At 70.5% G+C, this 10,128-nt stretch carries 6 protein-coding genes and 1 pseudogene; 4 read left to right on the plus strand and 3 right to left on the minus strand.

Annotated features, from left to right (window positions below; translation table 11 throughout):
* Positions 1 to 413 precede the first annotated feature (413 nt).
* Positions 414 to 1,172 carry an Rv3235 family protein gene (locus ABD932_RS42440; RefSeq protein WP_345021699.1) on the minus strand — a complete coding sequence of 253 codons (759 nt, stop codon included), beginning with the start codon at positions 1,170 to 1,172 and terminating at the stop codon, positions 414 to 416.
* Between the two features lie 327 nt (positions 1,173 to 1,499).
* Here ABD932_RS42440 and ABD932_RS42445 point away from each other — a divergent pair, with 327 nt between their 5' ends.
* Together ABD932_RS42445 and ABD932_RS42450 are read left to right on the plus strand one after the other, a co-directional pair.
* Entirely contained in the window at positions 1,500 to 2,015 is a 516-nt protein-coding gene (locus ABD932_RS42445) for a DUF6912 family protein (RefSeq protein ID WP_345021701.1), read from the plus strand.
* A 111-nt stretch (positions 2,016 to 2,126) separates the two neighbouring features.
* Positions 2,127 to 2,792, plus strand: coding sequence for an HAD family hydrolase (locus ABD932_RS42450; RefSeq protein ID WP_345021702.1), 666 nt, complete (start codon positions 2,127 to 2,129; stop codon positions 2,790 to 2,792).
* Between the two features lie 156 nt (positions 2,793 to 2,948).
* Here the strand turns inward: ABD932_RS42450 and ABD932_RS42455 are convergent, their stop codons facing one another.
* Both ABD932_RS42455 and ABD932_RS42460 read right to left on the minus strand, forming a co-directional pair.
* Positions 2,949 to 3,515, minus strand: a complete 567-nt coding sequence (locus ABD932_RS42455; RefSeq protein ID WP_345021703.1) for a DJ-1/PfpI family protein — start codon at positions 3,513 to 3,515, stop codon at positions 2,949 to 2,951.
* 250 nt (positions 3,516 to 3,765) lie between these two features.
* Positions 3,766 to 3,897 (minus strand): hypothetical protein, encoded by a 132-nt coding sequence (locus tag ABD932_RS42460; protein ID WP_345021704.1) that lies wholly within the window; start codon positions 3,895 to 3,897, stop codon positions 3,766 to 3,768.
* Positions 3,898 to 4,519: 622 nt separating this feature from the next.
* On the opposite strand from ABD932_RS42460, the gene ABD932_RS42465 reads away from it, so the two are divergent.
* Together ABD932_RS42465 and ABD932_RS42470 are read left to right on the plus strand one after the other, a co-directional pair.
* The gene (locus ABD932_RS42465; RefSeq protein WP_345021705.1) at positions 4,520 to 9,454 is read left to right on the plus strand and encodes an NAD-glutamate dehydrogenase; all 4,935 of its coding nucleotides are present in this window, start codon (positions 4,520 to 4,522) and stop codon (positions 9,452 to 9,454) included.
* A gap of 111 nt (positions 9,455 to 9,565) precedes the next feature.
* Positions 9,566 to 10,128: pseudogene (locus ABD932_RS42470) on the plus strand (hypothetical protein); the annotation flags it as partial.

The following is a 10,128-nucleotide window of genomic DNA, read 5'->3' on the forward strand; positions in this document are numbered from 1 at the left end:
TCGGCTGGGGCGGCGCCAGGTAGGTAGCGCCGCCGAGCGGACAGTGGCGGTGCCTGGCGCCGCAGTGGCTGGAAGGGCCGGGTCTCCGTTGGGGACCCGGCCCTTCGGCTTGGGCGGTCCGAGGCGGGTGTCTGTCAGCGTTTTGGGCGGTCTGTGGGGTGGGTTTGGCCAGCGTCTGGTCGGCGTCTGTGGTCGAGGCCGTGCGGGGCTTGTCGGCGTCTGCGGTCGAGGCAGTGTGGTGGCTTGTCCCGGTCCGTGGTCGAGGCTGTGTGGGGGCTTGTCGTCGTCCGCGGACGAGCCCCCGCCGTGGGTTGTTCGTCGTCTGCGGACGGGCCAGGGGGCCGGGTCGGGCGTCGTTTGTGGACGAGCCCGTGTGGTGGCCTGGCGTCCTCTGTGGGCGGGGCCGCCTGCGGTCAGTCGTCGTCCGTGCGTGGCCTGCGTGGGCCGCCCAGTTCCACGGCCGTGCAGCGCCAGCGGAGGTCTCCGCCCCGTTCCAGGCGGAACGCCATGGCGCGCAGCTGGTCGCCGGCGCCGATGCGGGCGAAGGCCTCGAGGGCGCCCGGGCGGGGTTCGAAGTAGCCGATGTCGCGGACGACGGGGCGGGTACCGCGGGTGCGCAGGGGGCTGCGTTCCGCCAGCCAGGCGAGTTCGTCGTAGGCACGGCCTGCGGTGTGGCGGAGCATCGAGTGGACGGGGCGCTGGCCGCTCAGGACCAGGAGCAGGCGGTCGGCGAAGACGTCGGTGGGGCGGGGGTGGGGGACGGCGGGCCTGAGGAGGGGGGTCTCGCTTGCCGGGGTGTACGAGTAGTCCTCCGTGGGGGTGGGGACGCTTGCCGGCGCTTGTGGGGTGCCCCCTGCGCCCACGCGCGCCGCCCCGGCGGGACGACTGTCCTCAGGATGAGTCGGTACGGCTGCCCGCGGTCGGGAGAGGGCCGTTGACTGCCTGCTCGGCCGTGGGTCGGGGGCGGTCGGTGGGCGGTTGTCCGTGGGCCGGGTTCGGGGGTGGATGTCCGGCGTGGTCGACGAGCCGGGTGGGCGGCTGTCGGGGGATGGCGTGCGGGGCGCGCCACCGCTCGGGGTGCGGGGTGGGGTGCTGCCGGGGCGGCGGGTGTCGCGGCGGGTCGGTGGGCGGGTGCCGGGGCGGTGCTGGGTCCTGGTCATGACCTTGTTCATGGGGTCCCCGTTCGGTGAGCCCGGGTGATACCGGGCAGTAACTTCGCGGTCGGTGATCTTGTACGGGGTCCTGGGCGCCGGCGGCAAGAAAGCGCGAGCTCGGATCGGGCGGCCGGAAACTTCACTTATCTGGGTGATCGAGGGGCCCTCAAGGCCGGGATGGTAGGGCTGCACCGGGTGAGTTTCTGGACCGGGGTGGACGTCGTACGAGGCGGTGGTGGGGACTCGAAAGGGGACACGCGCACGTATCCTGAAGGCCCTCCGGGAGGTGCGGGATCCGGCCTTCCGAGCCCTTGCGGAGTCTCACGAACACGAAAGCGGTCGGCCATGCGCGTCTACGTCCCCCTGACCCTCCCCGGCCTCGCCGAGGCGTACAAGACGGGCGAGTTGGGGACCGGGCCGCTCGTCGCGTACGCCGTCACGCCCGCGTTGCGCGAGTGGTACGTCTCCGACGACATCGAGGAGTTGGAGTACGCGGCGCTGAACCGGGCCGCGCTGGCCTCGCTGCGGCTGCTGGCGGCGGACGCCGGGGCGGTGCGCCGACGGGTCGTGGTCGCGGTGGACGTGCCCGACGGGGCGGCGGTCGCCGACCCCGACCGGGGGCTGGATCCGTCCGCGCTGGGCGAGGTGCGGATCGCCGGGGGTGTGGCGCTGGCCAAGGCGGCCTCGGTGCATGTCGACTCGGGCGACGCGGAGGCGGACGTGACGGCGGCCGCGGAGGCGCTTGCGGCGGCGGACGGTGGGGACGACGACGCGCAGTTCGTGGTGGACGGGGCCGAGGATCACGAGTTGCTGTGGTACGCGACTCAGGAGATCCCGAGTCTGGTCGGGCTGGGGGACTGAGGCCGGGTCCGGACGGGCCTGCGCAGGATGGGCCTGTGCCGGATGGGTGCGGATGCCCTCGTTGACCTGCTGTTCTCATGATTGTCAGTGGTGGCGGGTACGGTTTTCGGCATGGGGAAGCTGGTAGGGGCGCACATCGTCTGGGACTGGAACGGGACGCTGTTCCACGACAATGACGCGATCATCGGAGCGACGAACGCGGCGTTCGCCGAGCTGGGGCTCGCGGCGATCACGATGGAGCAGTACCGCACGCTGTACTGCGTGCCGGTGCCGAAGTTCTACGAGCGGCTGCTCGGACGGCTGCCGACCGACGCCGAGTGGGAGGTAATGGACGAGACCTTCCACCGGTACTACACCGAGCACCGGGTGAGGTGCGGGCTCACCGAGGGCGTGGCCGAGCTGCTCGTGGAGTGGCGGTCGGCGGGACGCAGTCAGTCGATCCTCAGCATGTACGGGCATGACGAACTCGTCCCGCTGGTGCGGGGGTTCGGGATCGAGGAGCACTTCATACGTGTCGACGGGCGGACCGGGCCGTCCGGGGGCAGCAAGGCCGAGCACATGGTGCGGCACATCGGGGCGCTCGCGAGTGTGGATCCCGCTCGCACGGTGGTGATCGGGGATGCGGCCGACGATGCGGTGGCGGCGCTGCACGTGGGGGCGCGGGCCGTGCTCTACACCGGGGGGTCGCACAGCCGGGCGAGCCTTGAGGAAGTGGGGGTGCCGGTGGTGGACACGTTGGGGGAGGCGGTCGCGGAGGCGGAGCGGCTGGCGGCGTAGCGGGGCTCTTCGGGCAGGACCGGGCTCTTCGGGCAGGGGGTGCCCCCAGCGCCCGGCCGTGCCCAGCGGGTACCCCCGGCGGCCGTCCGTGCCGTTGCGGCGGCACGATGCCCGCAGTCGCGGCGGTGCGCGGTCGGGTCGGCGGTGGCGCAGGTGTCAGGTCACCGGTGCCTTCGCCCGTAGCACCGTCAGGAACTCGCGCATCCAGCCGGAGTGGTCCGGCCAGGCGCGGGAGGAGACCAGGGTGCCGTCGACCACTGCCTCGGCGTCCTGGAAGGTGGCGCCGGCGGCCTGCATGTCCAGTTCCAGGGCGGGGTACGCCGTGACGCGGCGGCCGCGGAGGCTGTCGGTCGCGGCGGTGAGCAGGGGGCCGTGGCAGATCTGGGCGACGGGTTTGTCGGCGTCGAAGAACGACTTGAGGATCTTGCGGAGTTCGGGGTCGTTGCGGAGGTACTCGGGGGCGCGACCGCCGGGGATGACTACGGCTGCGTAGTCGCCGGGGTCGACCTCGGAGAAGGCGAGGTCGGCGGGCCAGGTGTAGCCGGGTTTCTCGGTGTAGGTGTCGAAGCCGGGTTCGAAGTCGTGGACGACGAACTGGAGCTTCTTGCGGGTGGGGGCCGCGATGTGGACGTCGTAGCCCTCTTCGCGGAGGCGCTGGTAGGGGTAGAGGACCTCCAGTGACTCTGCGGCGTCGCCGGTGACGATGAGGATTTTCGCTGTCATGTCGGGTGCGCTCCTGTTGTCGGCCGTGGTCTGCGGCTCCGTCGGGGCGGGCTTACTGGGCAACGTGCCTCGGGGTGGGGGGATTGCCAAGGGGGCGTGCGGCTGTGGGGGCGCCGGGGCTGTGGGTTTCTGTGGCCGGTGTTTCGCCGGGTGCCCGGCGTTGTAGCTGGGGCGGGGGCGTTGCGCAGCCCGGCGTTGCGGGGTGCCGCTGCGCCCACCCGTGCCGCCCCAGCGGCACGACTGCCCGCAGCTACGCCAGTGGGGGAGTAGCTACGCCACCGGGGAATCGTTCGCCGCTGCCGCTGCCGCTGCCGCTGCCGCTGCCGCTGCCGCTGCCGCTGCCGCTGCCGCTGCCGCTGCCGCTGCCGCTGCCGCTGTGCATGGGGTTGTCTGTGTGCATGGGGTTGCTCGGCGGGTTTGGGCAGCGGCTGTTTTTGGACACGGCTTGCCGTCGGATGGCCTGGATTCCGCTCCGTCCCGTCGGTCCATGCGCCACCGCTGCCCTGTGCCCCAGCCCCTCCAGCCTCCCCCTCCGTGCCCGGCCCCGCCAGTTACGCCCTGCCCGCCCCCTTTGCCCCTGTGCAGAACGTCAAAGTTCCACCCCTGGTTTTGTACACATACGGCTCATGACGGGGCCCCTGTAAGGAGCGATAGCCTTAGTGGCGTGATCAGCGCGATAGCTCGCGGGGGCACCGGTGCCCCTGCCCTGCGCCCGGGCAGCACGGACGACATCCGTGACCGGGCGGCGGTCGCTGGTCTTCGCGGGCGGGAGGGGGCCGTAAGAGCTCCCGGGACGTCAATCAGACCCTGGGCCCGGACGTTGCGGAGAGCGGCGTCACAACCCGTGGGTAGCTCAAAATTGGCTCATATAACCCCGCTCGTCTCACCTCGCGGCATAGCGTCGAAGCAGACCGGACACCCCGCGTCGCGGCGTTACGCCGGAGGGGAAGAGACCGTACTTCCTTCTACGTCACGCAACGGCGCGCGACAGGAGCCAGAGGACAATGCAGACCAAGCTGGACGAAGCCAAGGCCGAGCTGCTCGAGAGGGCCGCCCGGGTAGCTGAGAACAGCCCGGTCGGGGGGTATCTACCGACCGGGACGACGGACGAGAGCACCGCCGGCACCCCGGACCACGACGCCGTGCTCGCGTTCCTCCAGCGCTACTACCTGCACACCGCACCGGAGGACCTCACCGACCGCGACCCGGTCGACATCTTCGGCGCCGCCTTCTCGCACTACCGTCTGGCCGAGAACCGCCCCCAGGGCACGGCCAACGTGCGGGTGCACACGCCCACCGTCGAGGAGAACGGCTGGACCTGCAGCCACTCCGTCGTCGAAGTCGTCACCGACGACATGCCCTTCCTGGTCGATTCCGTCACCAACGAACTGACCCGGCAGGGGCGGGGCATCCACGTCGTCATCCACCCGCAGGTCTTCGTCCGCCGTGACGTCACCGGCAAGCTCATCGAGGTGCTCACCGCGCCGCCCGCCGGCGAGCTGCCGCACGACACGCACACCGAGTCCTGGATCCACGTCGAGATCGACCGCGAGACCGACCGCGCCGACCTGAAGCAGATCACCGCCGACCTGCTGCGCGTCCTGTCCGATGTCCGCGAGGCCGTCGAGGACTGGAGCAAGATGCGGGACGCGGCCCTGCGCATGGCCGACGAACTGCCCCGGGAGCCCCGGTCCGACCTGCGCGAGCAGGAGATCGAAGAGGCCCGCGAGCTGCTGCGCTGGCTGGCCGACGACCACTTCACCTTCCTCGGCTACCGCGAGTACGAGCTGCGGGAAGATGACTCGCTGGCTGCCGTGCCGGGCACCGGTCTCGGCATCCTGCGCTCCGACCCGCACCACTCCGAGACCGACAGCCACCCCGTCAGCCCGTCCTTCGAGCGGCTGCCGGCCGACGCGCGTGCCAAGGCCCGCGAGCACAAGCTCCTCATCCTCACCAAGGCCAACAGCCGGGCGACGGTGCACCGGCCGTCGTACCTCGACTACGTCGGGGTGAAGAAGTTCGACGAGAACGGCGAGGTCGTCGGCGAGCGGCGCTTCCTGGGACTGTTCTCCTCCGCCGCCTACACCGAGTCGGTCCGCCGCGTGCCGGTCGTGCGGCGCAAGGTCGACGACGTGCTGCGGGTCGCCGGGTTCTCGCCCAACAGCCACGACGGGCGCGACCTGCTGCAGATCCTGGAGACGTACCCGCGCGACGAGCTCTTCCAGACCCCGGTCCCCGAGCTCCAGCGCATCGCCACCTCCGTCCTCTACCTCCAGGAGCGCAGGAGGCTGCGCCTCTACCTCCGCCAGGACGAGTACGGCCGCTACTACTCCGCCCTCGTCTACCTCCCGCGTGACCGCTACACCACCGGCGTACGGCTGCGGATCATCGACATCCTGAAGGAGGAGCTCGGCGGCACCAGCGTCGACTTCACCGCCTGGAACACCGAGTCGATCCTCTCCCGGCTGCACTTCGTCGTCCGGGTCCCGCAGGGCACCGAGCTGCCGCAGCTCAGCGACAGTGACAAGGAGCGCATCGAAGCGCGCCTGGTCGAGGCCGCGCGCTCCTGGGCCGACGGCTTCTCCGACGCGCTGAACGCCGAACTCGGCGAGGAGCGCGCCGCCGAGCTGCTGCGCCGCTACTCCAACGCCTTCCCCGAGGGCTACAAGGCCGACCACGGCCCGCGCTCCGCTGTCTCCGACCTCGTCCACCTCGAACAGCTCACCGAGGAGAACAACTTCTCTCTGAGCCTGTACGAGCCGGTCGGCGCCGCCCCGGAGGAGCGCCGGTTCAAGATCTACCGCAAGGGCGCGGCCATCTCGCTGTCCGCCGTCCTGCCGGTCCTCAACCGGCTCGGCGTCGAGGTCGTGGACGAGCGGCCGTACGAACTGCGCTGCTCCGACCGCAGCGTCGCCTGGATCTACGACTTCGGTCTGCGCATGCCCAAGTCGGCGGGCGCCGGTGACTATCTCGGTGACGACGCGCGCGAGCGGTTCTCGGAGGCGTTCGCCGCGACCTGGACCGGCAAGGCGGAGAACGACGGCTTCAACGCCCTCGTGCTGAGCGCCGGGCTCACCTGGCGGCAGGCGACGGTGCTGCGGGCGTACGCGAAGTACCTGCGCCAGGCGGGCTCCACCTTCAGCCAGGACTACATGGAGGACACCCTCCGCCACAACGTCCACACCACCCGCCTCCTCGTCTCCCTGTTCGAGGCGCGGATGTCCCCGGACCGCCAGCGCGCCGGCCGCGAGATCGTGGACGCGCTGCTCGAAGAGGTCGACGCGGCGCTCGACCAGGTGGCGAGCCTGGACGAGGACCGGATCCTGCGGTCCTTCCTGACCGTGATCAAGGCGACCCTGCGGACGAACTTCTTCCAGGAGGCGGGGGGCGGCCGGCCGCACGACTACGTCTCCATGAAGTTCGACCCGCAGGCCATCCCCGACCTGCCGGCACCGCGCCCGGCGTACGAGATCTGGGTCTACTCGCCGCGCGTCGAGGGCGTGCACCTGCGCTTCGGCAAGGTCGCGCGAGGCGGCCTGCGCTGGTCCGACCGGCGTGAGGACTTCCGTACCGAGATCCTCGGCCTGGTCAAGGCGCAGATGGTGAAGAACACCGTCATCGTGCCGGTCGGTGCCAAGGGCGGCTTCGTCGCCAAGCAGCTGCCGGACCCGAGCGTGGACCGGGACGCGTGGCTGGCCGAAGGCGTGGCGAGCTACAAGACCTTCATCTCGGCGCTCCTCGACATCACCGACAACATGGTGGCGGGCGAGGTCGTGCCCCCGGCGGACGTCGTACGGCACGACGAGGACGACACCTACCTCGTCGTCGCCGCCGACAAGGGCACCGCGACCTTCTCCGACATCGCCAACGGGGTCGCCGAGCAGTACAACTTCTGGCTCGGGGACGCCTTCGCCTCCGGTGGCTCGGCCGGCTACGACCACAAGGGCATGGGCATCACCGCCCGGGGCGCCTGGGAGTCCGTCAAGCGGCACTTCCGCGAGCTGGGCGTGGACACGCAGACCGAGGACTTCACGGTCGTCGGCATCGGCGACATGTCCGGTGACGTGTTCGGCAACGGCATGCTGCTCAGCGAGCACATCCGCCTGGTCGCCGCCTTCGACCACCGGCACATCTTCATCGACCCGGTCCCGGACGCGGCCACCTCGTACGCCGAGCGCCGCCGCCTGTTCGAGCTGCCCCGCTCCAGCTGGGAGGAGTACAACACCGAGCTGTTGTCGGCCGGCGGCGGGATCTTCCCGCGCAGCGCCAAGTCCATCCCGGTCAACGCGCACATCCGCGAGGCCCTCGGCATCGAGGGCAAGGTCTCCAAGATGACGCCGGCCGATCTGATGAAGGCCATCCTCAAGGCGCCGGTGGACCTGCTGTGGAACGGCGGCATCGGTACGTATGTGAAGGCGTCGACCGAGACCCAGGCGGACGTCGGTGACAAGGCCAACGACGTCATCCGCGTCGACGGCGCCGACCTGCGTGTCAAGGTCGTCGGCGAGGGCGGCAACCTGGGCCTGACCCAGCTCGGCCGGATCGAGTTCGCGCGGCACGGCGGCAAGATCAACACCGATGCCATCGACAACAGCGCGGGCGTCGACACCTCCGACCACGAGGTGAACATCAAGATCCTGCTCAACGGTCTGGTCGCCGAGGGCGACATGACCGTCAAGCAGCGCAACAAGCTGCTCGCCGAGATGACCGACGAGGTCGGCCGCCTGGTCCTGCGCAACAACTACGCGCAGAACACGGCGATCGCCAACGCCCTCGCCCAGTCCAAGGACATGCTCCACGCCCAGCAGCGCTTCCTGAAGCACCTGGTCAGGGAGGGCCACCTGGACCGGGCGCTGGAGTTCCTGCCCACCGACCGCCAGATCCGCGAACGCCTCGGCACCGGCCACGGCCTGACCGGCCCGGAGACGGCCGTCCTGCTGGCGTACACCAAGATCACGGTCGCGGACGAACTGCTGCACACCTCGCTGCCGGACGACCCGTACCTGAGCACTCTGCTGCACGCGTACTTCCCGACCGAGCTGCGCGAGCAGTTCCCGGAGCACCTCGTCAGCCACCCGCTGCGCCGTGAGATCACCACGACCGTGCTGGTCAACGACACGGTCAACACGGGCGGTACGACGTATCTGCACCGGCTGCGCGAGGAGACCGGTGCCTCGCTGGAGGAGATCGTCCGGGCGCAGACCGTGGCCCGCGCGATCTTCCGCTCGGCGGCCGTGTGGGACGCGGTCGAGGCGCTCGACAACAAGGTCGAGGCCGCCGTCCAGACCCGGATCCGGCTGCACTCGCGCCGCCTCGTCGAGCGCGGCACGCGCTGGCTGCTCAACAACCGGCCGCAGCCGCTGGAGCTCGCCGACACCATCGACTTCTTCGCCGAGAGGGTCGAGCAGGTCTGGTCGCAGCTGCCGAAGCTGCTCAAGGGCGCGGACCTGGAGTGGTACCAGCAGATCTACGACGAGCTGACCGGCGTCGGCGTCCCGGCCGAACTGGCCACTCGCGTGGCCGGCTTCTCCTCGGCATTCCCGACGCTGGACATCGTGTCCGTGGCCGACCGCATCGGCAAGGAGGCGATGGACGTCGCCGAGGTCTACTACGACCTCGCCGACCGCCTCAACATCACCCAGCTCATGGACCGCATCATCGAGCTGCCCCGCGCGGACCGCTGGCAGTCCATGGCCCGCGCCTCCATCCGCGAGGACCTCTACGCCGCCCACGCGGCCCTGACCTCGGACGTCCTGGCGGCCGGCAACGGCACCGCGACGCCCGAGCAGCGGTTCGCGGCGTGGGAGCAGAAGAACACGGCGATTCTGGGGCGGGCGCGTACGACGCTGGAGGACATCCAGGGGTCGGAGGCCTTCGATCTGGCCAATCTGTCGGTGGCCATGCGGACCATGCGGACGTTGCTGCGGCAGCATTCGTAAGGAGCCGTGCCGGCTCGTCGAGTCGTACGTGCGTCAGGGCGCCCCGGACTGTGACAGTCCGGGGCGCTCGCGCGTTTGGGGCAAAACGGGAATTATCGTGCTCGCGTGAGCATGATCCGAGCCGCGCTGCGGAGAACGACGGGCGTTCCTCAGGTCGCCGCCGGGCTCGTCCTCCTGCTGCTCGTCCTCGTGATCGTCCGGCTGCCGTGGGCCGGTGACCTCGGTGTGCACGCGGCGACCGTGCAGCGTCTGCGGCACAGCCTGGTCGATCCCGGCAATCCGCTGGTCGACGCGGACACGCCGAGTCCGTACTACTCGCCGTGGATGCTGGTGCTCGGGTGTGTCGCGCGGGTGACGGGGTTCTCCGTATTCGTCGTGCTGCGGGTCGGTGCGGTGGTGGGGCTGGGGTTGCTCGTCAGCGGTGTGTGGCGGTATGTGCGAACGCTGAGCGCGCATCGGGCTGCGCCCGCGCTTGCCGTGCTGTGTCTGGTGTTCCTGTGGGGGACCTCGCTGTTCACGTGGAGCGGGTTTCTGGGGCTGAACTCGCTGGCGTTGACGGTGTCGTATCCGAGCGTGTTCGCGTTGGGGCTGGCCTTTCACTTCTGGGCCTGGTTGGCGGGGGGGGTGCGGGTGCGGGTGCGGGTGCGGGTGGTGGAGGGGTGGGGGGCGCGGGG

Origin of the sequence: Streptomyces shaanxiensis, from assembly GCF_039537145.1 — a bacterium.
In the GTDB taxonomy this organism is placed as follows: Bacteria; Actinomycetota; Actinomycetes; order Streptomycetales; family Streptomycetaceae; genus Streptomyces; species Streptomyces shaanxiensis.

Bases quoted from the DNA above. Each gene is read 5' to 3' on its own strand.
- ABD932_RS42450 (WP_345021702.1), top strand. From the start codon at position 2,127: ATGGGGAAGCTGGTAGGGGCGCACATCGTCTGGGACTGGAACGGGACG.
- ABD932_RS42455 (WP_345021703.1), bottom strand. From the start codon at position 3,515: ATGACAGCGAAAATCCTCATCGTCACCGGCGACGCCGCAGAGTCACTG.
- ABD932_RS42465 (WP_345021705.1), top strand. From the start codon at position 4,520: ATGCAGACCAAGCTGGACGAAGCCAAGGCCGAGCTGCTCGAGAGGGCC.
- ABD932_RS42440 (WP_345021699.1), bottom strand. From the start codon at position 1,172: ATGAACAAGGTCATGACCAGGACCCAGCACCGCCCCGGCACCCGCCCA.
- ABD932_RS42445 (WP_345021701.1), top strand. From the start codon at position 1,500: ATGCGCGTCTACGTCCCCCTGACCCTCCCCGGCCTCGCCGAGGCGTAC.
- ABD932_RS42460 (WP_345021704.1), bottom strand. From the start codon at position 3,897: ATGCACAGCGGCAGCGGCAGCGGCAGCGGCAGCGGCAGCGGCAGCGGC.